19 protein-coding genes are annotated in these 21,717 nt (G+C 67.7%); 11 read left to right on the top strand and 8 right to left on the bottom strand.

Features of this window, described 5'->3' with window-relative positions; all coding sequences use genetic code 11:
- Positions 1-87: 87 nt before the first annotated feature.
- Together ACX12D_RS25760 and ACX12D_RS25755 are read right to left on the bottom strand one after the other, a co-directional pair.
- Positions 88-1,728 (bottom strand): rhodanese-like domain-containing protein, encoded by a 1,641-nt coding sequence (locus ACX12D_RS25760; protein WP_459376286.1) that lies wholly within the window; start codon positions 1,726-1,728, stop codon positions 88-90.
- 148 nt (positions 1,729-1,876) lie between these two features.
- Entirely contained in the window at positions 1,877-2,464 is a 588-nt protein-coding gene (locus ACX12D_RS25755; protein ID WP_441631539.1) for a cysteine dioxygenase family protein, read from the bottom strand.
- 137 nt (positions 2,465-2,601) lie between these two features.
- Between ACX12D_RS25755 and ACX12D_RS25750 the strand changes: the two genes are divergently transcribed.
- Entirely contained in the window at positions 2,602-3,468 is an 867-nt protein-coding gene (locus ACX12D_RS25750) for a LysR substrate-binding domain-containing protein (protein WP_459376285.1), read from the top strand.
- Between the two features lie 56 nt (positions 3,469-3,524).
- On the opposite strand, the gene ACX12D_RS25745 is transcribed toward ACX12D_RS25750, so the two are convergent.
- Together ACX12D_RS25745 and ACX12D_RS25740 are read right to left on the bottom strand one after the other, a co-directional pair.
- Positions 3,525-5,081 carry a methyl-accepting chemotaxis protein gene (locus ACX12D_RS25745; protein WP_459376520.1) on the bottom strand — a complete coding sequence of 519 codons (1,557 nt, stop codon included), beginning with the start codon at positions 5,079-5,081 and terminating at the stop codon, positions 3,525-3,527.
- Between the two features lie 25 nt (positions 5,082-5,106).
- Entirely contained in the window at positions 5,107-5,295 is a 189-nt protein-coding gene (locus ACX12D_RS25740; protein ID WP_459376284.1) for a hypothetical protein, read from the bottom strand.
- Positions 5,296-5,326: 31 nt separating this feature from the next.
- On the opposite strand from ACX12D_RS25740, the gene ACX12D_RS25735 reads away from it, so the two are divergent.
- Positions 5,327-6,868: a methyl-accepting chemotaxis protein gene (locus tag ACX12D_RS25735; protein WP_459376283.1), complete on the top strand. Its 1,542-nt coding sequence runs from the start codon at positions 5,327-5,329 to the stop codon at positions 6,866-6,868.
- Positions 6,869-7,128: 260 nt separating this feature from the next.
- Positions 7,129-10,122, top strand: a complete 2,994-nt coding sequence (locus ACX12D_RS25730; protein ID WP_459376282.1) for a transglycosylase domain-containing protein — start codon at positions 7,129-7,131, stop codon at positions 10,120-10,122.
- A gap of 20 nt (positions 10,123-10,142) precedes the next feature.
- Here ACX12D_RS25730 and ACX12D_RS25725 read toward each other — a convergent pair whose 3' ends face one another.
- From ACX12D_RS25725 to ACX12D_RS25715, 3 genes are all read right to left on the bottom strand, one after another.
- Entirely contained in the window at positions 10,143-10,322 is a 180-nt protein-coding gene (locus ACX12D_RS25725; protein ID WP_441631549.1) for a hypothetical protein, read from the bottom strand.
- 123 nt (positions 10,323-10,445) lie between these two features.
- Complete coding sequence (locus tag ACX12D_RS25720) at positions 10,446-11,588, bottom strand: DUF1275 domain-containing transporter (RefSeq protein ID WP_459376281.1); 1,143 nt, start codon at positions 11,586-11,588, stop codon at positions 10,446-10,448.
- A gap of 25 nt (positions 11,589-11,613) precedes the next feature.
- Entirely contained in the window at positions 11,614-11,844 is a 231-nt protein-coding gene (locus ACX12D_RS25715; RefSeq protein ID WP_459376280.1) for an HPr family phosphocarrier protein, read from the bottom strand.
- A 290-nt stretch (positions 11,845-12,134) separates the two neighbouring features.
- Here ACX12D_RS25715 and ACX12D_RS25710 point away from each other — a divergent pair, with 290 nt between their 5' ends.
- Positions 12,135-13,502 carry a M20/M25/M40 family metallo-hydrolase gene (locus tag ACX12D_RS25710; protein ID WP_459376278.1) on the top strand — a complete coding sequence of 456 codons (1,368 nt, stop codon included), beginning with the start codon at positions 12,135-12,137 and terminating at the stop codon, positions 13,500-13,502.
- Between the two features lie 47 nt (positions 13,503-13,549).
- Here the strand turns inward: ACX12D_RS25710 and ACX12D_RS25705 are convergent, their stop codons facing one another.
- The gene (locus tag ACX12D_RS25705) at positions 13,550-16,117 is read right to left on the bottom strand and encodes a sensor domain-containing protein (RefSeq protein WP_459376277.1); all 2,568 of its coding nucleotides are present in this window, start codon (positions 16,115-16,117) and stop codon (positions 13,550-13,552) included.
- Between the two features lie 241 nt (positions 16,118-16,358).
- Between ACX12D_RS25705 and ACX12D_RS25700 the strand changes: the two genes are divergently transcribed.
- The 7 genes from ACX12D_RS25700 (at position 16,359) to ACX12D_RS25670 (ending at position 21,619) form a co-directional block, all read left to right on the top strand.
- Complete coding sequence (locus ACX12D_RS25700; RefSeq protein WP_459376276.1) at positions 16,359-17,048, top strand: cobalt-precorrin-7 (C(5))-methyltransferase; 690 nt, start codon at positions 16,359-16,361, stop codon at positions 17,046-17,048.
- 165 nt (positions 17,049-17,213) lie between these two features.
- The gene (locus ACX12D_RS25695; protein WP_459376275.1) at positions 17,214-18,065 is read left to right on the top strand and encodes a universal stress protein; all 852 of its coding nucleotides are present in this window, start codon (positions 17,214-17,216) and stop codon (positions 18,063-18,065) included.
- A 96-nt stretch (positions 18,066-18,161) separates the two neighbouring features.
- Positions 18,162-18,482: a metalloregulator ArsR/SmtB family transcription factor gene (locus ACX12D_RS25690; RefSeq protein WP_459376274.1), complete on the top strand. Its 321-nt coding sequence runs from the start codon at positions 18,162-18,164 to the stop codon at positions 18,480-18,482.
- A 14-nt stretch (positions 18,483-18,496) separates the two neighbouring features.
- Positions 18,497-18,931, top strand: coding sequence for a YeeE/YedE family protein (locus ACX12D_RS25685; RefSeq protein ID WP_459376273.1), 435 nt, complete (start codon positions 18,497-18,499; stop codon positions 18,929-18,931).
- A gap of 8 nt (positions 18,932-18,939) precedes the next feature.
- A complete protein-coding gene (locus tag ACX12D_RS25680) occupies positions 18,940-19,404 on the top strand; it encodes a DUF6691 family protein (protein WP_459376272.1) in 465 nt (154 codons plus the stop codon).
- Positions 19,405-19,472: 68 nt separating this feature from the next.
- Complete coding sequence (locus ACX12D_RS25675) at positions 19,473-20,423, top strand: cation diffusion facilitator family transporter (RefSeq protein ID WP_459376271.1); 951 nt, start codon at positions 19,473-19,475, stop codon at positions 20,421-20,423.
- A gap of 236 nt (positions 20,424-20,659) precedes the next feature.
- Complete coding sequence (locus ACX12D_RS25670) at positions 20,660-21,619, top strand: Bug family tripartite tricarboxylate transporter substrate binding protein (protein WP_459376519.1); 960 nt, start codon at positions 20,660-20,662, stop codon at positions 21,617-21,619.
- The last annotated feature ends 98 nt before the right edge of the window (positions 21,620-21,717 follow it).

Below are 21,717 nucleotides of genomic sequence, written 5' to 3'. Positions count from 1 at the left end.
ACCGTTGCCCGCCGCGAGGGGCGGGAGGTGGCTGCGTGACGGGCTCGGTCGCTGATGGCGGGTCATGTCGGAAGGACGCTGTGCGGATCAGGCGAAGCGGAAAGTGGCCAGTTCCTGGGCGTCGAGCTGGCCGATCAGGTTGGTTTCCCAGGCCAGGTAGCGGCGCGCGGCTTCCTTGTTGCCGTCGTGACGGTCGTGGACGAAGAACAGGAAATCGATGCAGCGCGCATCGGGCAGGCTGCTTGCCGCGTCGCCATCCCCGGCATGGCTTGCCAGCGCATGGCCCGCCGCCTGCCAGGCGCCTGCGCCACCGGCGAGCAGCCTGATGTCGCTATAGCCAAGTGCGGCCAGTTCGGCGGCGGCCAGCGTGGCCATGCCCGGTTGATCGTCATCGCCGATAAGCACGATTGGCGTGTCGCGCGGCACGCCGGCGAGATCACGGGCAAACACCGGGCGGATCGACCAGCGGCTGCCCGGCACGTGCCCGGCGCGATACGCCATGCTGGCGCGCACGTCGAGCGCCAGCAGCTGCTGCCCGGCCAGGCCAGCCGCCAGCGCGGGGGCGTCGATGCCCGGCAAGGCACGGGAGGGCGCCACGGGGCCGGTGGGCGCGGCGAGGCCGTAGGCAAGCGCAGCCGCAAGGCCGCCTTCAAGCACCACGGCGTCATGGCCCATCTGGCGCAGCCAGCTCGCCACCACCGTGGCGCGCACGCCATCGGCATCGATCAGCACGAGGCGCGCGCGGCGCACGCCCACGTATTGGTCGGTGGCCTGCATCAACTGGCCGCCCGGCGTGTTCTGGGCGCCGGGCACGGAGCCGGCGCTGTATTCCTCCGGCGTGCGCACGTCGCACAGGAAGGTGGTGCGCGAGCGGTCGTTCAGCCACGCGCCCGCTTCGGCGGCGTTGATGTGCGGTACCGCAAAGCGCACCGCCATCGTTTGCGCGGCGGCCCGGGCCGCGTCCAGCCCGGCCGGCGCAGCGCTGTCGGGATAGCGCCGGGTGCCGCCGTGTTCCAGCTTGTAATCGTTCAGGTACCAGCCCTGGGTGCCGTTTTCCAGCGCGAACACGGGGTTGGGCACGCCGAAGTTGATCAGGGTTTGCGCGCCGATGATGCTGCGCGTGCGGCCGGCGCAGTTGACCACGATCGGCGTGGCCGGGTCGGGCACCAGGTCGCGCAGCCGGTAAGCCAGCTCGCCGTTGGGGCAGCAGATGGCGCCGGGGATATTCATCTTGCGGAATTCCGCCACGGGCCGGCCATCGAGCACCACCGGGGCTTGCTCGCCTGCCTGCATGGCTGCCAGCTCCGCGGCCGAGACGCGCGGCGTGCCGTAATGATGCTCGGCCAGCTCGCCGAAGGTCTTGGAGGGCACGTTGACGCCGGCGAACAAGGCGTAGCCGGCGGCCTGCCAGCCCGGCACGCCGCCGTCCAGCACGATCAGGCGGGTGTAGCCGAAGGCGGCCAGTGCCTGCGCGGCGCGCGCTGCCACGCCGTCGCCGTCGTCCGCCAGCACGATGCGCGCCGCGGTGTTGGGGGCCAGGCGGCCGATATCCAGCTCCAGCCGGCTAAAGGGGAGCGGCACTGCGTAGAACGGATGGCCTTCGCCATACTGGCCATGCTCGCGGATATCGAACAGGGCGATCTCGTCCTGGTCGTGCAGCCAGCCCTTGAGGGTGACCGGGTCGACTCGGGTGTAGCGGGTGTCGGGCGTGTTCAGGATGGCGGGCATGCGTTTGTTCAGGCAAAAAGGGGGCCAGACCTCCTGGCCGCACGCGGGCGGGAGGCAACTGGAAATGCGTTGGAGATGGGCTTCGGCAGAAGCCGGGAGGTGGGTGTTGGCGGTAGGGCGGGTTAGCGCTGCACCTCCCGGGTGCCGTTTAGCGGCGCGTCTTGACGCCCACGCTCATGGCCTGGCAGCGGCCGGTCTCGAGGTCGTAGGCGGTGCGCCCGGTCAGGGTTTCCAGCGCGCGGCCGTACATGTGCAGGTGGCGGATCACGGATTCGCCGCGGATCTCTACCGAGTGGATGTCGTCGGGCAGCAGCGCGATGCCAGACCCCGGGCCCACTTCCACCGTGTGCGAGTGTTTCAGCGTGCCGACGCCTGGCTCGCTGCCATCGTCGGTGCGCAGGTAGACGTCGTTGTACTCGGTGCCCACTACGCCGGCCACGCAGGCCCAGGTGGTGTGGTCGTGCGGGGGGATGCGCTTGCCGGGGCGCATCACGTTGAGGTACAGCGCGAAGGTCTGGTCGGGGTCTTCTGCGATCAGGTAGCGGGCCTGGCGCTCGCCTTCCTCCGGTGGGGCGAATTCGCTCTGCGCCCACAGGTGCGGCATGGCCGCGAGCTGCTCGACCTGGCCCAGCACGCTGGCCAGCGATTCGCGGGTGACGCCGCCGCTGGCTACGATTTCCTTGATCGATTGAATTGTGTCCCCGACGGCGGCCTGGCGTTGTTGTGCGATCGACATGTCTCTAGAATCCTTGCTGAGTCTTGATGGTTATTGGTTTGCGGTGTGGTGCATCACCGTGCATGGTTTCACTGTAATGAAGGCCGGCACCTGAAACCACTTAATCACCCATGAAAATACTTAAGCAAGTCTAATGAATGCGTAATCTCGATCTGGACCTGTTGCGCACCTTGGTGGCCATTGCCGACCACGGTACCTTTGCCGCCGCGGCGCAGCGGCTGCACCGCACTCAGTCCGCCGTCACCCAGCAGATGCAGCGGCTGGAGGAGCAGGTGGCGCTGGTGCTGTTCGAGCGGCACGGGCGCGGCAAGCAGCTCACGCGGCACGGCAACAAGCTGGTGGAATACGCGCGGCAATTGCTGAGCCTGAACGACGAGGCGCTGCGCGTGCTGCGCGAGGGCGACCTGACAGGCTCGCTGCGGATCGGGGCGCCGCACGATGTGGCCGACACGATCCTGCCGCCGCTGCTGTCGCATATCGCGCGTGCCTCGCCTGCCCTGCGGCTGGAGATCCATGTGGGGCGCAGCCCCTTCCTGATGGAATCGTTGCGGCGGGGCGAGATCGATCTGACCGTTTCCACCCGGGAAGACACCAGCCTGGACGGCCTGGTCTTGCGCACCTCGCCCACGATCTGGGTTTGCGCGGCGGATTTTGCCTATGAGAGCGGCAGCACGGTGCCGCTGATCCTGGCTGACGAGCCCAGCCTGTTTCGCAAGCTGGCGCTGGATGCACTGAAGGAGGCCGGCGTGCCTTGGCGCGCGGCGTATTTCGCGCCGAGCCTGATCGGCATCAAGGCGGCGATCCGCGCCGGACTGGGGATCACGGCGCGCAGCATCGACCTGCTGGGTGCCGACATGCGGGTGCTGGGCGACAAGGACGGGCTGCCACGCCTGCCCGATGTGACGTACTACTTGTGGGCGCGGCCCAACGCGGCCAACCCGGTGGCGCGGCAGGTGTTTTCCATGCTCAAGACCACCTTGCAGCGCGGCATCGCGGCCGTGTGAAGGTGGCTTGAGGTTGGCTTGAGCCTGGCTTCGGGGGGAGGGGGTGCTGCGGTCCCTCAGGCTGCCGGCGCAAGCCGGAAGGCACCCACCGCCTCGGCAAGCTGGCGCGCCTGCGCTTCCAGCGATCCGGCCGCGGCGGCGGCCTGTTCCACCAGCGCCGCGTTCTGCTGGGTGACGGCTTCCATCTGTGTCACCGCCTGGCTCACCTGCACGATGCCGGCGCTTTGTTCCAGCGACGCCGACGAGATGTCTTCCATGATCCGCGCCAGGCGGCCCACGGCGTCCACCGTCTCGCTCATGGTCTGGCCGGCCTGGGCCACGAGCGCGTTGCCGGCGCCCACCTTGCTGGCGGAGTCGTCGATCAGCGACTTGATCTCCCGTGCCGCGTTGGCGCTGCGCTGCGCCAGTGCGCGCACCTCGCTCGCTACCACGGCAAAGCCGCGGCCCGCCTCGCCCGCGCGCGCCGCTTCCACGGCGGCGTTGAGCGCCAGGATATTGGTCTGGAAGGCAATGCCGTCGATCACGCCGATGATGTCGGCGATCCGCTGCGAACTGCTGCTGATGTCGCCCATGGTCTGGACCACGCCGCGCACGTCGTCGCCGCCGCGCGTGGCCAGCCGCGCCGCTTCGGCGGCCAGCGCGCTGGCCTGGCGCGCGCTCTCGGTGTTGTTGCTCACCGTGGAGGTGAGCTCCTCCATGCTGGCCGCGGTTTGCTCCAGCGATGCGGACTGCTGCTCGGTGCGCGAGGACAGGTCGGTATTGCCGGCCGCGATCTCGCGCGCGCCGATGTTGACCGAGTCCGAGCTGGCGCGCACCTGGCTGACTGTGCGCGTGAGCGCGACCTGCATGCGTGCCACGGCGGCCAGCACGCGGCCTACCTCGTTATTGCCGGCGGCAGCGGTGGGATGGCTCAGGTCGCCTTGCGCCACGCGGTCGAGGTGCTCGGCGGCCGTGGCCAGCGGCGCCACGATGGCCGCGCGCAGCCCGAGGTGCACCGCGACGATCAAGCCTAGCGCGGCAGTGATGCCAACCACCACCAGCCTCACTACCCACTGGTAGCGAGAGCGGCTAGTCGCGGTTTCCTGCCGCGCCTGCTGGCTCGCCTGTTCCTGGAAGCGCTCGACGCCCACCGAATACTCGGCCCCGGAGGCGGTGATGTCGCGCTCGTTGATCGCCGCGTAGGCGGCGGGGTCTCCCGCGCGCAAGGCGGCCAGGGCTCGCTCGACCGTGCCGGCATGCCGGCGCGCGGCATCCGCGACCTGTCGGCGCTGGGCGTCGTCCTGGCCTTCCTGCGCGGGCGCGGCCTCGAAGCGCTGCAACGCCTCGGCCGAGCGCTTGAGCGATTTGCCGGCGGCATCGAGCGCGCCGGTGTTGACTTCCGTGCTGCCCTCGCGGGCCGAGGCGTAGGCGCGCGCGAGCGCCGAGCGTGCCCGGGTCATGTCCTTGTACGCATCGTTGAGCAGCAGGGCGCTGGCGGAGAGTTGCTCCACGCGCCCGGTCGCCTGGTCCGCGGCGCGCAGCGCGAGCACGCCAACGCCCGCGCCGAACACGATCATGCAGGCAAAGGTCACCAGGACTGCCAGCAGGGCAGTGCGCACGCTCAGGTTTTTCATCATCGTCTGGAACAGGGGTTTGAGATCACTGAGCTAACGGACGGCTTTGGCCGGACTTGACCGAGGCCGGCGCGCGGACGCATGAAAGTTTGCGCAAAATCAATTGCGGCGCCTGAATTCGCCCTTCAAGTGCAGTCCTGCGCACAACCGACAGCACGGCCTCAAGTTGTTGCTGCACCGCACCGATAGACAGGTTTTCCGCCCAGCGCGCCATTTCAGCCTTTCACTCTCCGGGCCACTTTCACATGCTTGCCAGCCTTACCATCCGCGCCCGCCTCGTTGCCACCGTTTCCCTGTTGTTCCTGCTTGCGCTTGGTGTGGGCGTGGCCGGCTTGCTCGGCTTGCGCGCCGCCAACGACGCCCATGAATCCACTTACTCGAACCAGCTTGCCTCTGCCCTGGCGCTGGGCGAGGCGGACCTGAGCCTCACCCGGGCGCGCACCGCGCTCGACCGAGCCATGCTGTACCCGGACAGCCCGGAAGCCCCTGGCTTGCTGGACCGCACCGAAGAACTCACGCGGCGCTCGGACGACGCCTGGAAGCGCTTCATGGCCCTGCCGCGCGACAGCGAGGAGGACCGGCTCGCCGTGGCCGTGTCGGCCAAGCGGGATGCCGCCAACCGCGAAGGCATCGCCGCCATCATCACCGCGCTGCGCGCCAAGGATCGCGCGCTGGCCGACCAGATCATGGATGGCAAGCTGTCCCGGCTGTTTCGGGACGCCAACGACAGCAGCCTGAAGCTGAGCCAGTTCCAGCTCAAGATGGCGGCGGGCAACTTCGAGGCGTCGCAGGTGGCGTACCGGCATTTCCGCCATGGCGTGATTGCCGCGATCGTGCTGGCGCTGCTGGTCGCGGCCGCCTGCGCGGTGTTTCTGCTGCGCGCCATCGTTGGCCCGCTGGAGCTGGCGCTGACGCAATTCGACCGCATCGCGGCCGGCGATCTCAGCCACCCCGTGCAGGTTGTCCGCCGCGATGAAATGGGCCGCTTGCTGGAGGGCCTTGCGCGCATGCAGGCCAGCCTTGCGCTCACCGTGGGGCGGGTGCGCCAGGGCTCGGATGCGATCACGTCGGCCACCCGGCAGATCGCCGCGGGCAACGCGGATTTGTCCAGCCGCACGGAAGCGCAGGCTGCCTCGCTCGAGGAAACGGCCTCTAGCATGGAGCAGATGACCTCCACCGTGCGCCAGAACGCAGACAACGCGCGCCAGGCCAGCCAACTTGCTGTCAGCGCGGTCGAGGTGGCTAGCCAGGGCGGGGCGGTGGTGGGCGATGTGCTGGCCACCATGGGCGATATCAGCACGGCGGCCAGGACGGTCGCGGAGATCATCGGCGTGGTGGACGGCATTGCCTTCCAGACCAATATCCTGGCGCTCAACGCCGCCGTGGAAGCTGCCCGCGCCGGCGAGCAGGGGCGCGGGTTCGCGGTGGTTGCCGGCGAAGTGCGCGGCCTGGCCCAGCGCAGCGCCGGGGCGGCCCGCGAGATCAAGTCCATGATCGAGACGTCGCTGGCGCATGTGGCTTTGGGCAGTGGCCAGGCCGGGCGCGCGGCCAGCACCATGGAGGAGGTGGTTGCGGCGATCCGCCGGGTGACCGACATCATGAGCGAGATCGCGGCGGCTTCGGTCGAGCAGAGCAGCGGCATCGAGCAGGTCAATCAGGCGGTGGCGTCGATGGACCAGTCCACCCAGCAGAACGCGGCGCTGGTCGAGGAGGCCGCCGCCGCTGCCGCGTCGCTGGAGGACCAGGCGCGCCAGCTTAACCAGGCCATCGCGGCGTTCAGCGTCTAGGCGGAGGCGGCCAGGCGGGCCGGGAGCGCCGGCGCGCAGCAGGAAATGACGTGAACATGGCAGAAAACGCCGCGATGGCGCACGCGTACTTTGTGCGTTAGGCCCCATTAGACTAGGGTATACGTTGTGACGAGAGTGGCGGAATAGTGCCATCGTTGCCAGCAGGCGCACGGCATAGGCCGACGCGCCGGGAACAGCCCCGGTTTCCTCGCAAACGGACCCGAATCGTGCGTCGACGTCTCTGGCCCAGGCTCCTGGTATTGGCTCTGCTTGTAGGGGGCGGTTACGTCCTTTGCGCCGTCGTTGCCGAGGAACTCGCCACCTCGCGGCTGCAGGCGCGCTACTTCGCCGGGCGGGCGAAAGACGTCGCCTTCGCGGTAAAGGACGGCCCGAGCGAGCGCATCCGCTTTCCGGACGACGGCCCCTATGACCTGCGCTTTGGCTATAGCCGGATGCCGCAGTTCACCGAATTGCTGGAAGGGCGGGGCTTTCGGCGCGAACGCCAGGCGCAGTGGTCCGACCGCATGCTTGAACTGACGGACTCCGGCCTGTTCGCGCCCTATCACGAGAAGACCCAGGCCGGCCTGGACCTGCTTGACTGCAATGACCTGCCAATTGGCGCCCGGCGCCCGGCGCCTCGTACCTACGCCAGCTTCGAGGCCATTCCAGTCCTGCTCGTAAACTCGCTGCTCTTCATCGAGAACCGCGACCTGCTCGATCCCGAATTTCCCACGCGCAATCCCGCGCTGGACGTGCGGCGCTTCACGCGCGCCGCATTGGATCAGGGCGTGCACTTCTTCAACGAGAAGCACGACGCCGCCGGCGGCAGCACGCTCGCTACCCAGATCGAGAAATACCGGCATTCGCGCGCCGGGCGCACCGGTTCGCCCAAGGAAAAGCTGCGCCAGATGGCCAGCGCATCGATGCGCGCCTACCTGGACGGCCCGAACACCGTGGCCGCCAGGGAGCGCATCCTGCTGGATTACCTCAACACCGTGCCACTCTCGGCCCGGGCCGGCGTGGGCGAGGTCAACGGGCTGGGCGATGGCCTGTGGGCCTGGTACGGGCAGGACTTCGACGAGGCCAACCGCTTGCTGGCGAACGCCGCGGGGCCGGGACCCGGCGCGGGCCAGGGCGAGGGCGAGCTTGGCCAGCGGCAGGCGCGGGTGTTCAAGCAGGCGCTCTCGCTGATCATTGCGCAGCGCGGGCCATCGCATTTTCTGCGGCGCGATACCGCCACGCTGGTGGAGCTGACCGACAGCTACATTCGCTTGCTTTCGGCCGCCGGTGCCATCCCGCCCTGGCTGCGCGACGCTTCGCTGGCCCAGTCCTTGACGCTGGCCCCCCCGGCGATGGACCAGCCGGAGGTGTCATTTATCTCGCGCAAGGCCATCAGCGGGGTGCGCACCGATTTGCTGCGCTACCTTGACCTTGGCAGCAGCTACGAGCTGGACCGGCTCGACCTGACTGTCCACAGCACCATCAACACGGGCCTGCAACGGGTGGTCACCGAGGCGCTGCTGCGGGCGGGCACGCGTGACGGCGCGCATGGCTTCGGGATGTACGGCCACAGCCTGCTGCGCGAGGGCGACGACCCGGGCAAGCTGGCGATCAGCTTCACGCTCTACGAGAAGGTGGACGGCGCCAACCTGCTGCGCGTGCAGGCCGACAACCTCGACCTGCCGTTCGACCTGAACCGCGGCGCGCGGCTGAACCTGGGCTCCACCGCCAAGCTGCGCACGCTGGTGGCCTACCTGGAAATCCTCTCCGAGCTCCACGAGAAATATGCCGGCATGTCCGCCGCCGAGCTGCGCGAGATCAAGCCAGCCAAGCTGGATGCGCTGACCCAGTGGGTGGTGGGCTACCTGCTCGCCGCACCCGACAAGAGCCGCCGCGCCATGCTGGAAGCCGCCATGCTGCGCCGCTATTCCGGCAGTGCGGGAGAGGCCTTCTTTACCGGGGGCGGGCTGCAGACGTTCACCAACTTCGAGCGCTGGGAGAACATGAAGATCATGACCGTGCGCGAAGCGTTCGAGCACTCGGTGAACCTGGTCTTTATCCGCCTGATGCGCGATATCGTGCGCTACGAAACCTATCGCCTGCATCCCGATGCCGACGACTGGCTGAACAATCCGGCCGCGCCGCAGCGCCGCGCCTACCTGGTGCGCTTTGCCGACAAGGAAGGCAGCGACTACCTGCGTGCTTTCTATGGGAAATATCGTGGCATGACCCAGCAGGAAGCGGCCAGGCGCGTGCTCCAGAATCGCCATTTCTCGCCGGTGGGGCTGGCGGTGACGCTGCGCAGCATCGATCCCGACATCGATCCGGCGCAGTTCAACAAGGTCATGCTCGCCACCCTGCCCAAGGCGGGGCTGACCGATGAGAAGCTGGCCAAGCTGTACAGCAAATACGGACCGACCAGCTTTTCGCTCAATGACCGGGGCTACCTGGCGCGGGTGCACCCGCTTGAGCTATGGCTGCTCAATTACCTGCGCCAGCGCCCCGATGCCAGCCTGGATGAAGTCTTGCGCGACAGCACCGCGCAACGCCAGGAGGTGTATGCCTGGCTGTTCAAGACCCGCCATCCCGGCGGCCAGACGCGCCGCATCCGCAGCCAGCTGGAGCGCCAGGCCTTTGTCGAGATTGCGCACCGGTGGCAGCGCCTGGGCTATCCGTTCAGCGCGATCACGGCGTCCTATGCTTCGGCAATCGGCGCGGCGGGGGACCGGCCGGCCGCGCTGGCCGAGCTGGTCGGCATCGTGCAGGGCAACGGCGTGCGCCAGCAGGCCACGGCGCTGCGCAGCCTGGAGTTTGCGGCGGGCACGCCGTACGCGACGGATTTTGGGTTGGGGCAGAAGGGCACGCGCTTGCTGAGCGAGGATATCACCGAGGTGGTGCGCGCCGCGCTGATCGGCGTGGTGGATTCGGGCACGGCGGGAATGCTGAAGTCCGCGCTGGCTGGCAGCGGCATCGTGGCAGGCGGCAAGACCGGCACGGGCGATCATCGCTACGAAGTCTACGGGCCAGGCGGCAGGCTGATTTCCTCGCGCGTGGTCAGCCGCTCTGCCACCTTCGTGTTCTTCCTTGGCGACCGTTACTTCGGCAACGTCACGGCGTACGTGCAAGAGCCCTACGCCGCGCGCTATGCCTTCACCAGCGCGCTGTCCGTGCAGTTGCTGAAATCGCTGGCGCCAACCATCCTGCCACTGGTGCGCGACGGCGGCGTGCGTTCGCCGCTGGCGTGCAAGCACTGAGCGGCGCTGCCGGGGTGACGTCAATCCCAGCTATGTCGTCGGGCGCAGTATTCGTCTTCGGAGGTGCGGGCGTGCCGTTCGTACTCGGCAATGACCTGCAAGGTGGCGGACTGGAGCAGGGAGCCCGCGGTGAGCAGGGCCGCGAGATCGCGCAGGCCCTGCAGGCAGGTCACGGTGGGGGATAAGGCTTGGTCCTGCATGATGCGTTGCTGGCTCTGTGATGGGCGGGATGTGCCTCCCGACAATTCGATTGTAGGTAGCGCCGGCCGTGCCAAATGCAAACCAATGTGTCCGCGCGTACCTTGAGAGCCTGGAATTGCAAATCAGTTGCTTCGGAGCCACGGAACATAGCGCGCGAGCAGCGCAGCCATCACAAGCGCGCCGCCAATCCACAGCGCGATGATGACCACGGCCGCCACGCGGCTGCTTGGGCGTTGCCCGGCCGCAACGGCGGCGGCCCGGTACTCGCGGATGAGGTCCGGCGGGATCATCCGGATGGCCAGCATGACCCCGAGCGGCACCAGCACGACGTCGTCCAGGTAGCCGAGCACCGGGATGAAGTCGGGGATCAGGTCGATCGGCGACAGCGCGTAGCCCGCCACCAGCAGGGCCACGGCTTTTGCGTACCACGGCGTGCGCGGGTCGCGCGCGGCCAGCCACAGCGCATGGACATCGCGCAATACCTCGCGCGCCCATTTGCGCCCGTAGGCGGCCAGCCGCGCGCCGTGGGCCCGCACATCGTCCACCACCGGCACGAACGCCAGCACCAGCAGCAACGCCGCCAGCGCCAGCGTGGCGCTGAATCCCAGATGCTTGAAACCTAGCGCGCCGACAACGCCGCCGAAGAAAAACAGCGCCACCAGCATGGCCAGCATGCGCAGCCGGGACCGGTTGGCCAGCACCGGCGGCCTGGTCTCGTCGGATTTGGCGAGGTTCCAGTAGAACAGCTTGCCGAGCTCGATGCCGATATCGGTCACCATCCCGGTGATGTGGGTGGTGCGGATCTCGGCGTGGGAAATCTTGGTGATCATGGCGTTTTGCAGGCCCATGATGAAGCACAGCACCATCACCGTGGCGGGTATGAACAGCCATTGGTGATTGCCAAGGTTGCCGCCGAGCAAGCCAAAGCACAGCAACAGGAGAGCCTCCAGCATCAGGGGCAAGGCATATTCGCTGTTCAGGTGTTCACGCCGTGCCCAGTTGATGAGCACGGCGGAAGTGGCCGCGCCCGCCAGGAAGGACAGCAGCGCGCCAAGGCCCTCCAGGATCAGCCCGACCTGCCCCAGCGCCAGGTGGTCCGCCATGGCCGAGACGATGCCCGTCATGTGGGAGGTGTACTGCTGCACGGCAAGGAAGCCGCCGGCGTTGGTGGCGCCGGCCACAAAGCTGAGATAGCCGGCAAGCAGCCGGTTGGCGTGCGGGCTGCGTACCCGTCCGGTGAGGTTGCGCAGGTAGGTGATGGGCATGGTCGCTGACTGCCGGGCCGGCCGCTTAGTCGGTCAGCAAGGCGCAGATGACGCGCAGCGCCACCGATTCATCCACGCCGCTGGCCTGGATGCGCAAGCGCAGGCCGGCGCGCGCCGACAAGCGCATGACTTCGGACACATTCTTGGCGTCCGCCGTGCAGTCGTTGCTGCTCAGGTGGATGTTGCACTCGAACTGGCTGGCCGTGGTGGTCAGCCGTGTGGCCCTGCGGCCCTGCAGGCCGTGCGGACTGGACATCTCAATCGTTGCTTCTACCACATCACCCTCGGTAAAACCGCTATGCAGCGTGGACACCGGGCAAGCCGGAAGGCGGGCAACTGGCATGGCACAGCCTGCCGCCAAGTATTGAATGGTAATCCAATTTGGTAATCCAAATACCTTGCCCGGCGCGTGGATGCCCCAGGCAGCCCACTCGTTGCCGCCCACCATCTCACGCCTCGCTGGCAGAATATGGCTTCGCCCGGCCACACCCGATGCCTGTGCCGTTCGCCATGCTGCCATGTCCTTTCCGGAGCCATCGCCCCACCATGCAAGCACACTCCCAATCCGTTGCCATCCCGTTCCGTCCGATTTCCCTGATGCTCGCGGCGTTAGCCCTGGCAGGCACCCACGCCGTTGCGCAGACCATCCCCGTGCCAACGGTCTCGCCTGCGGTGGAGCGCACCTACGCCACGCTCGAAGCCGCCCCGCTGGTCAGGAAGGTGCTGGCCGACGTGAAGGCGGATGACGCGCGCTCGTTGGGCGATCTCAAGGCGCTGACCGAGATCCCTGCGCCGCCGTTCAAGGAGAAGGCACGGGCCGAGTATTTCCTCTCCCGGCTCAAGGCGCTTGGCCTTGCCGATGCGCATATCGATGCCGAGGGCAATGCCATTGGCATCCGCAAGGGCAGCGGGAACGGCCCCAAGCTGCTGATCTCGGCGCATCTGGACACGGTGTTTCCCGAAGGCACCGACGTCACGGTCAAGCCGCGCGATGGCCGTCTCTATGCGCCAGGCATCTCGGATGACACGCGCGGGCTGACAGTCCTGTTGTCATGGCTCAAGGTGCTCAACGACAACCAGGTGCGCACCGTGGGCGACCTGGTGTTCGTTGGCAACGTGGGCGAGGAAGAACTGGGCAACCTGCGCGGCATGAAGGCCGTGTTCCGCGACCACCCGGATATCGATGGCATGGTCGGGCTGGAGCCGGGCGTGGGCGACCGGGTGCTGTCGCTCGGCACCGGCAGCCATCGCTACGAGGTGACGTTCCGCGGCCCGGGCGGCCACAGCTTCGGCGCCTTCGGCCTGCCCAGCGCCATCCACGCGATGGGACGGGCCATTGCCAAGGTGAGCGACGTGCGCCCGCCCGAGGATCCCAAGACCACGTTCACGGTGGGCACGGTGGGCGGCGGCACGTCGGTCAACGCGATTGCGGGCGATGCGCGCATGGCGGTGGATATCCGCTCCAACGCGACGCCGTCGCTGCTGGAAACCGAGAAGCAGATCATGGCGGCCATCGAGGCCGGGGTTGCCGAGGAAAACCGCCGCTGGCATCCGGCCGACGCTGCCAGCCAGATCACCTACCAGGTCAAGCTGATCGGCGACCGTCCGGCGGGCCGCACGCCGCCTGACGCCACCATCGTGCAGGCGGCGGTGCGTGCCATCAAGGGCCACGGCAAGGGCACGCCCAGCCTGCGCGGCGGCAGCACCGACGCCAACGTGCCGATGTCGCTCGGCATTCCCGCCATCATCATCGGCAGCGGCGGCAAGACCGGCGGCTTCCATGCCCGGGATGAATGGTACGACCCGGCCAACGCCTGGGAAGGCGCCCAGGTCGGGCTAACCACCGTGCTCGGGCTGGTGGGCGTGCAGGGCGTGAGCCAGCCGTTGCTGGAAAAGCGCGCCGCCGCCAGGTAGCCAGCGGGCGGTGCCGGCCTAAGCCGCCACCGCCACCGGCTCGTCCTTCAACGCCGGGAATGCCGCTCCCCATGTTCCGCCGGCTGCCGCTCCACCGCCTGCGGCGCGGCGATCCATTTCGCCACCGCCAAGGCATCCAGCGGGCGCGAGAACAGGTAGCCTTGCCCCATATGGCATCCCTGCGATAGCAGGAAGCGCCGCTGGGCTTCGTTCTCCACGCCTTCGGCGATCACCGCGAGCTTCAGGCTGTCGCCAATGCGGATGACGGCGCTGGCCAGCTCGCGGGCGGCGGCATCGCTTTCCAGGTCGATCACAAAGCTCTTGTCCAGCTTGAGCTGGTGCACGGGCAGCTGCCTGAGGTAACCCAGGCTGGAATATCCCGTGCCGAAGTCGTCCATGGACAAGCGCACGCCCTGCGCGTGGATGGCGGCAACGGTGGCGGCGAGGCCCGCGTCGTCTTCCATCAGCAGCCCTTCGGTCATTTCCAGCACCAGCGCCTGGGCGGGCAGCCCATGGCGGGCCAGGGTCTCGGCCACTTGCGCAGGCAGCCCCGGGTCGCGGAAGCTGGCGGGCGAGATATTGACGGAGATCGTGGGTACGGAAAGCCCTTCCCGGCGCCAGGCAGCTAGCTGCGCGCACGATTGCTCCAGCACCCAGCGATCCAGCGTGCCGATCAGGCCGCTGTCTTCGGCCAGTGGCACGAAGCGGTCCGGCGACACCATCCCAAAGTGCGGGTGGTGCCAGCGCACCAGCACCTCCAGGCCATAGAGGCGCCCATCGCGCAGGAACACCTGGGGCTGGAAGTTGAGATGAAGCTCCTCGGCCAGCAGGGCGTCGCGCAGCGCGGACTCCAGCGCCAGGCGCTCCTGGGCGGCCCAGTTCATCTCGATGCTGAAGAAGCGGAACAGGTTGCGCCCCGCGGCCTTGGCGTCGTACATGGCCATCTCGGCGCAGTGCAGCAGGTAGTCCAGCGCATCGCCGTCGGCCGGGAACATGCTGATGCCGATGCTGGCCGAGGGGGCAATGCTGGCGTGGTCGATGCGCAGCGGCTGGCGCAGCGCGGCCAGGATGCGCTTGCCCGCCGCAATGGTCTGAGTGCGGTCGCTGTCGGGCAGCACCAGCGCGAATTCGTCGCCCGACAGCCGCGCCACCAGCGCGGTATCCCCGGCGTGCGCGCTAAGGCGTTGCGCAACCTCGCGCAGCAGCTTGTCGCCGCCGACGTGGCCGAGCGAGTCGTTGATATGCTTGAAGCGGTCCAGGTCGACGAACAGCACGCTGAGCGTGGTGCCGGCCGAGCGCGCCGCGAGCAGCAGGGTGCTGGCCTGCATCTGCAGCAGGCTGCGGTTGGGCAAGCCGGTCAGTGAGTCGTAGTGGTCGAGCTGCAGGATCCGCTCGGCGGCTTCCTCGCGCTCGAACGCGAGCTTGCACAGCGAGGCGCATACCTCGGCCAGTTGCTGGTGGAAGGCGTCGGGCTGGCGGACGGTGCGGCAGTAGAAGGCCAGCGTGGCAAGCACGCGGCCATCGCTTGCCTTGATGGGGTAGGACCAGCATGCCGCCAGGCCGAGGGGCAGGGCAAGATCGCGAAAATCCGCCCATAGCGGATCGTTGGCAATATCGCTGACCATTACCGGCTCGCCCAGCCAGGCGGCCGTGCCGCAGGAACCCACGGACGGCCCGATGACGAGGCTGTCCAGCGCGGCCGAATACTCGGGCGGCAGGCCGGGCGCGGCCAGCGGGTGCATGCGCCCATCGGCGTCGACCCGCAGCACGGACGCGATCACGGAGGGCGCCACGCGTTGTACTTCTTCGCAGATCAACTCCATCACGGCGGGCAGCGGCTGCTCCATCACCATGGCTTGCAGGACCTTTCGCTGCAGCATCTCGTAGGTCCGCTGCTGGGTGATGTCGGAGAGGATGACGATGGCGTGATGCCGGTCGCCGGTCGCGCTGACCAGATGGCGGACGGTGGCGCAGACCCAGAGCGCGCTGCCGTTGCGCGCATACACCAGGGCCTCGTGGCGCTCGCCGCCCGGGGAGGAGCGCTGGGCATGCAAGCGTTGCATCACGCCGGGATCGGTGAACTCGCCGGCCAGTATCTCGCGCGGGGTCTTGCCCGTCAGTTCGCTGGGCTTGTAGCCCAGCATGCGCGTGAGCCCGGCGTTGGCGTACACGATGTGCCAGTCGGCATCGACCACCAGCACGGCGCTGTCGATCTCGTCGGCGATGACCGATAGCAAAGGGTGATCGTCGCGGCTGGCATCCTGGTGGCTGGGCACCTTGACCAGCAGCGTGCGCAGCGTAACGTCGCCCAGGCGGGTGCTGGATTCCGCGACATGGCCAACGCGAAATTCGCCATCCGGCCTCAGGATCCGGACGGCGGGCAAGGGCTGGCCGCGCTGCGCGCCGGTATCCGGCAGCTTTTGCACGAGCGCCTCCACGTTCATGCCGAAGACCTGCGTACGGGATGCGCCATAGAGCGCCTCCGCAGCAGCGTTCAGGAAGATCACCTTGTTGTCCGTGTTCAGGATGAAGACGGCATCGGTGGCTTGCTCGAGCGAATTGCGGAACAACTGATGGGGGTCGGCTATGCTGAGCGCTTTGTCTCTATCTGGCATGAGTGAGGTAAACGTCGCTAACGACCGAGAATGCCTGCCTTGCCCGGTAGGGCTCGCGGGACATTGACTCGGCTCTGAAGCAGGTATCGGCATCCATGGATGGATCCTGAAGTACTTTTTTTTGTGCGAGGCAGCCCCCGGCGCCCGCCTCGCGCGCCGATGGCTTGGCATAATCGCGCCCTGTCTTGACGGGGCGATGCGCGCGCCGTCCCCATTTGCATCGATCGAACCGGGACTCTTCATGATCATCTGCGCCGGCGTTGGCCCCGGGCACCTCGACTTCCTGACCCACGGCGTGGCGGACCTGATCCGTGGCGCCGACATCGTGGCCGGCTTCGACACGGTCATCGACGTCATCCGGCCGCTGGTGCCGCCGGCGGCCCAGGTGGTCACCATGGGATACCAGGACCAGGTGGAACGGCTCGCCTGGGTTGCCGCCGAGCACCATGGCGGCCGGCGCTGCGTGGTGCTGTTCATGGGCGACATGCATTTCAGCGGATTCCAGTACCTGGAGCGGGTCGAGCGGGCATGCGGCCATCCGGTGGATACCGTGCCCGGCATCTCTTCGGCCCAGGTGCTGGCCGCGCGCGGCAAGGTTTGCTTTGACGAGACCACCTTCCTGACCTTTCACCGGCGCGGAGACCTAGCGCCCTTCAAGCGCCATCTGGTGCACGTGCTGGCGGACCAGCGCAACGCCATCGTGATTCCGCGCCCGTGGGATTTCATGCCCAGCGATATCGCCGCCTGGCTGGTGGCGCAGGGCGTGCCGCCCGAGCATCCGGTCGAGGTCTGGGAGAACCTGACGCTGGCCGATGCGGACTGGCGTGGCACGCTGGCCAGTTGCACGCTGGCGTTCACCGATATGAGCATCATGCTGATCCGTGCGCTGGCGCCAATGGCCAGCCAGATCGAGCCGCCGCCGCTTGCCTAGCCGCGCGCGCCGGCCGCGCGGGGTAGGCTCCCGGCATTGATCTGCCGCAATTCGCCCGCATTGCCCGCTTGCGCTGCCCCGCGCACGGAGTAGAGTCCATTTTCGGATACTCGGAAAAACGTCTGCAACTGTGTGCAGAGGTCTCCAGACCGGAGGGAAAACATCATGGATTTCAAGACCGTGCTGGTCGAGCTCGGTGCCGACCCCGGCTGTGCGGATCGCGTCAACCTGGCTGCGGAACTGGCGCAGCGCTCGGCCGGCCATGTGATCGGGGTGACGGCCACCGGCATGCGGCTGGAGCCGTTCCGGGGCGCGGGCGACGAGGCGGGATACTACGCGGAACTGGCCCGGCGCCAGTTGCTGGCGCAGGGCGCCGAAGCCAGCGCTGCATTTCATCGGGCCATGCGCGAAGCGGCGCCCGGCGTGGGGTTCACCCACCGGGTCATCGAGGACGACGTGGGCTGGGCGCTGGTCCAGCAAGGGCGGGTGGCGGACGTGGTCGTCCTGGCCCGCTTGCCCGGGCCGGAAACCATTCCCGTGCTGGTGGCGCAGACCCCGGAATATGTGTTGCTCAACGCTGGCCGCCCGGTGCTGCTGGTGCCGCCGGGCGTGCGGCATTTGCCCTGCGAGCATGTTGCCATTGCATGGGATGGTGGGCGGGAAGCCGCCCGGGCCGTGGCCGATGCGATGCCCCTGCTGCGCCTGGCCAAGCGTGTCACCGTGGTGGCGGCGTCCAGCACGCATGACGGCTCGGCGGCCCACGGCATGCCCGATGTGCCCGGTGCGCACGCCGGCCTGCGCGATCACCTGGCGCGCCAGGGCATCACCAGCATCATGCACGCCGTGCAAGGCAGCCAAGGGATCGGCGAGCTATTGCTGGATGCGGTGCGGCACTTGCAGGCCGACCTGCTGGTGGCGGGTGGTTATGGGCACGCCCGGTTGCGTGAACTGGTCACTGGCGGCACCACCCGCACCCTGATGCGCCGCGCCGGCATTCCGGTGTTGATGTCGCATTGAGGGTCGGTCTGGACTGGCATCAATATACTTTTTGATATAATATTCGGCCGTATATTGATTAGCAGGCCGGGGTCTCGCCCGGCCTATGCCGAACCCATGCAAGCGGCTTCTCCCTCCCTGAGCCTGGACACGATGCGCGCCGCCGCGGGCGACGCCACCGCCATGTTGCGCGCCCTCGCCAATGAAGACAGGCTGCTGCTGCTTTGCCAGCTCAGCCAGGGCGAGATGTCGGTGGGCGAGCTCGAAGCGCTGCTCGGCATCCACCAACCCACCTTGTCGCAACAACTCGGTGTGCTGCGCGCGGAAGGGCTGGTCAACACGCGGCGCGACGGCAAGCGGATTTTTTACGCGGTTGCCGATGCGCGGGTGCTGGCCGTGCTCGAAACGCTTTACGCCCTGTATTGCCCCACTGAATGAAGGAGCCACTGGCAATGACCATTGACTGGACACACTTCACGCCCTGGTCCGCGCTGAGCGGGGGCCTGCTCATTGGACTGGCCGCCGCCGCGCTCGTGCTGCTCAACGGGCGCATCGCGGGCATCAGCGGCATCGTTGGTGGCCTGCTGCGGCCAACGCGCGCGGAAGCCGGCTGGCGTATCGCCTTTGTGCTTGGCCTGCTGGCGGCGCCGCTGCTCTGGCGCCTGTTCGGCGCGCTGCCGGAGATCCGGGTCCATGCCGGCGCCGGCCTGCTGGCCGTGGCTGGCTTGCTGGTGGGATTGGGTACCCGCTACGGCGCGGGCTGCACTAGTGGGCATGGCGTTTGCGGGCTGTCGCGGCTCTCGCCACGCTCGCTGGCGGCCACCGCGGCCTTTATGGGGGCCGGTTTTGCGACGGTCTTTGTCGCACGGCACCTGCTCGGCGCGTGAGGAGCGACATGAACCGTCTTTCTTCCTTGCTGATCTCGCTGGCCTCTGGCCTGGTGTTTGGCCTCGGGCTGATCCTGGCCGGCATGGCCAATCCAGAGAAGGTGCTCGGATTCCTCGACCTTGCCGGGCGCTGGGATCCCTCGCTGGCGCTGGTGATGGGCGGCGCGATCGCGGTGGGCGTGGTGGCGTTCGGCATCGCCCGGCGGCGTGCCGTCTCGCTGCTGGACTTGCCCATGCAGCTGCCGGTGTCGCGCCGGATTGACCGGCGCTTGCTTGGTGGTAGCCTGTTGTTCGGTGTGGGCTGGGGGCTGGCGGGGATCTGCCCGGGGCCGGCGCTGGTGCTGCTGGGCGCGGGCGCATGGCAAGGCGCAGTCTTTGTGCTGGCCATGCTGGCCGGAATGGCGCTGTTCGAGTGGCTGGAATGGCTCGGACGCGGCCGCGCTTTACCCGGCAAGGCATTCACCGGGCGCTAATTGGGCATGAATCGGACGGTAGCCAGACGGTAGCCGGACGTTTGCCGGGCAACAGGAGTTATCCATCGATGCAATCTGATGAGGTCATTGACGAGGCCGAGGTAGAAACGCCGGCCAGGGCCCGGGCGGCGCGGCGCAGCACCTGGGTGAGCGTGGCCGTGAATATCCTGCTGACCTGCATGCAGTTGGTGGCGGGCGTGGCGGCAGGCTCCCAGGCGTTGATCGCGGATGCCATTCACTCGCTTTCCGACCTGGTCTCGGACTTTGTCGTGCTGTTTGCCAGCCACCATAGCCGCAAAGGCGCGGATGCCGACCACCAATACGGCCACCAGCGTTTCGAGACCGCCGCTTCGCTAGCGATCGGCCTGCTGCTGCTCGCGGTCGGCGTCGGCATGCTGTGGTCGGCTGTGCAAAAGCTGGAGCATCCCGAGTTGATCCAGCCGGTCAAGGGGGTCGCGCTGTGGGTGGCATTGGGCGCGCTGGCGGCAAAGGAATCGTTGTTCCGCTACATGCTTGCCGTGGCCGAGCGCGTGCGCTCCAGCATGCTGGTTGCCAACGCATGGCATGCGCGCTCGGACGCGGCATCGTCGCTGGTGGTTGCCGTGGGCATCGGCGGCAACCTGCTTGGCTACCACATGCTCGACCCTGTGGCCGCCCTGGTGGTCGGCCTGATGGTGACCAGGATGGGCTGGAAGTTCTCCTGGGACGCCCTGCATGACCTGATGGACCGTGCCGTGGATGCGCAGAGCATCGAGGCGATTCGCCAGGCCATGCTGGCCACGCCCGGCGTGCTGGGCCTGCATGACCTGAAGACCCGCAAGATGGGCGACGCGATCCTGGTCGATGTGCACCTGGAGATCGATGGCGCCATGACGGTCGAGGCGGGGCACCGTATTGCGGTGGAGGCGCGCCTCGCCGCCATGCAGATTCAGGACGTGCTCAATGTGATGACCCATGTCGACCCGGTGCGCGTGCCGCAGCGCCAGGCTGAGGACCCGGCGCGCGCAGGCGCGGCATGACGGCGGCCGCGCTTTCGTATTGCGCCTGCATTGATCTGGCGCCGCGATCAATAGATCGGTAAATGCGGATTCCCGCCATGAAGGCAGCCCCATATACTCGCGCTCACCAGGACGCGGCGCGCGGCTGAACCCAAGGTTGTGCGCGCTCTCCTGCGTAAAAGAAGCGAAGGCATCGGACCTGACCTAAGCGAGGGGAGACAAAGATGGAAAATAAACGGGCTGTTGCCTGTGCAGCCATGCTGGCCGCCGGCATCACCGGCATCATCGACATGCAGGGCGCGGCGCTCGCCGCCGATGCCTATCCGGCCAAGCCAATCCGTTTCGTGGTGCCATATCCGCCGGGCGGCCCGACCGACCTGATGGCGCGGCTGCTGCAGGCCAGCTTGCAGGCGCGCTTCAATATTCCGGTGGTGGTGGAAAACCGCGCCGGCGCCGGCGGCAATATCGGCACCGACGCGGTCGCCAAGTCCGCGCCCGACGGCTACACCATCCTGCTCGCGGCAAGCGGGCCGATGGCCGTCAACCCCACGCTGTACAAGGGCTTGCCGTTCAACCCGCAGAAAGACCTCGCGCCGGTGATCCAGATATCCGCGTTCCCGCTTGTGCTGGAAGTGCATCCGTCCAGCCCGCTCAAGGACGTGAAGGCATTGATTGCCGCGGCCAGCAGCAAGCCGGGCGACTACAGCTTCGCGTCCGCGGGCAACGGCACGCCGCAGCACCTGGTCGGCGAGCTCTTCAATACCGCAGCCGGCACCAAGATGCAGCATATCGGCTACAAGGGCGCTGGCCCGGCGCTCAACGATGTGCTGGGTGCCCAGGTGCCCGTCATGTTCGATATCCTGGCCAGCTCGCTGCCGTACATCAAGGGTGGCAAGCTGCGGCCGCTGGCGGTCACCACCAAGGCGCGCGTGCCGGCCTTGCCGGACGTGCCCACGCTGGCGGAAGCCGGCCTGCCGGGGTTTGAGTTCGTTGCCTGGCATGGCATTGCCGTGCCGGCAGCGACGCCGCGCGAGATCGTGCTCAAGCTCAACAGCACCATCAACACGATCTTTGCCGATCCGGAGTTCCGCAAGCGCTGGGAAGCCATCGGCACACCGGTGGTGGGCGGCACGCCGGAAGCCTTCGGCATGCTGATCCGCAGCGAAACCACCAAGCTCGGGAAGATCGTGCGCGATACGGGCGCCACGGTGGACTGACCAAAGCGTGGGCCGGGCGGGGGCGAACGTCCTTTGCCGATGCCCGGTATGATTGCCATCCTGGCTTGAAATGGCTTTCCGGTGGCAAAAAGGCGGTC

The sequence above is a fragment of the Cupriavidus sp. PET2-C1 genome (assembly GCF_054515855.1).
The sequence above is the reverse complement of the archived record's forward strand: the minus strand, read 5'-3'. Positions and strand labels throughout refer to the sequence as shown.

Coding starts and splice junctions, on each gene's coding strand:
- ACX12D_RS25760 (WP_459376286.1), bottom strand. CDS start 1,728: ATGCCCGCCATCCTGAACACGCCCGACACCCGCTACACCCGAGTCGAC.
- ACX12D_RS25755 (WP_441631539.1), bottom strand. CDS start 2,464: ATGTCGATCGCACAACAACGCCAGGCCGCCGTCGGGGACACAATTCAA.
- ACX12D_RS25750 (WP_459376285.1), top strand. CDS start 2,602: ATGCGTAATCTCGATCTGGACCTGTTGCGCACCTTGGTGGCCATTGCC.
- ACX12D_RS25745 (WP_459376520.1), bottom strand. CDS start 5,081: ATGAAAAACCTGAGCGTGCGCACTGCCCTGCTGGCAGTCCTGGTGACC.
- ACX12D_RS25740 (WP_459376284.1), bottom strand. CDS start 5,295: ATGGCGCGCTGGGCGGAAAACCTGTCTATCGGTGCGGTGCAGCAACAA.
- ACX12D_RS25735 (WP_459376283.1), top strand. CDS start 5,327: ATGCTTGCCAGCCTTACCATCCGCGCCCGCCTCGTTGCCACCGTTTCC.
- ACX12D_RS25725 (WP_441631549.1), bottom strand. CDS start 10,322: ATGCAGGACCAAGCCTTATCCCCCACCGTGACCTGCCTGCAGGGCCTG.
- ACX12D_RS25720 (WP_459376281.1), bottom strand. CDS start 11,588: ATGCCCATCACCTACCTGCGCAACCTCACCGGACGGGTACGCAGCCCG.
- ACX12D_RS25715 (WP_459376280.1), bottom strand. CDS start 11,844: ATGTCCAGTCCGCACGGCCTGCAGGGCCGCAGGGCCACACGGCTGACC.
- ACX12D_RS25710 (WP_459376278.1), top strand. CDS start 12,135: ATGCAAGCACACTCCCAATCCGTTGCCATCCCGTTCCGTCCGATTTCC.
- ACX12D_RS25705 (WP_459376277.1), bottom strand. CDS start 16,117: ATGCCAGATAGAGACAAAGCGCTCAGCATAGCCGACCCCCATCAGTTG.
- ACX12D_RS25700 (WP_459376276.1), top strand. CDS start 16,359: ATGATCATCTGCGCCGGCGTTGGCCCCGGGCACCTCGACTTCCTGACC.
- ACX12D_RS25695 (WP_459376275.1), top strand. CDS start 17,214: ATGGATTTCAAGACCGTGCTGGTCGAGCTCGGTGCCGACCCCGGCTGT.
- ACX12D_RS25690 (WP_459376274.1), top strand. CDS start 18,162: ATGCAAGCGGCTTCTCCCTCCCTGAGCCTGGACACGATGCGCGCCGCC.
- ACX12D_RS25685 (WP_459376273.1), top strand. CDS start 18,497: ATGACCATTGACTGGACACACTTCACGCCCTGGTCCGCGCTGAGCGGG.
- ACX12D_RS25680 (WP_459376272.1), top strand. CDS start 18,940: ATGAACCGTCTTTCTTCCTTGCTGATCTCGCTGGCCTCTGGCCTGGTG.
- ACX12D_RS25675 (WP_459376271.1), top strand. CDS start 19,473: ATGCAATCTGATGAGGTCATTGACGAGGCCGAGGTAGAAACGCCGGCC.
- ACX12D_RS25670 (WP_459376519.1), top strand. CDS start 20,660: ATGCTGGCCGCCGGCATCACCGGCATCATCGACATGCAGGGCGCGGCG.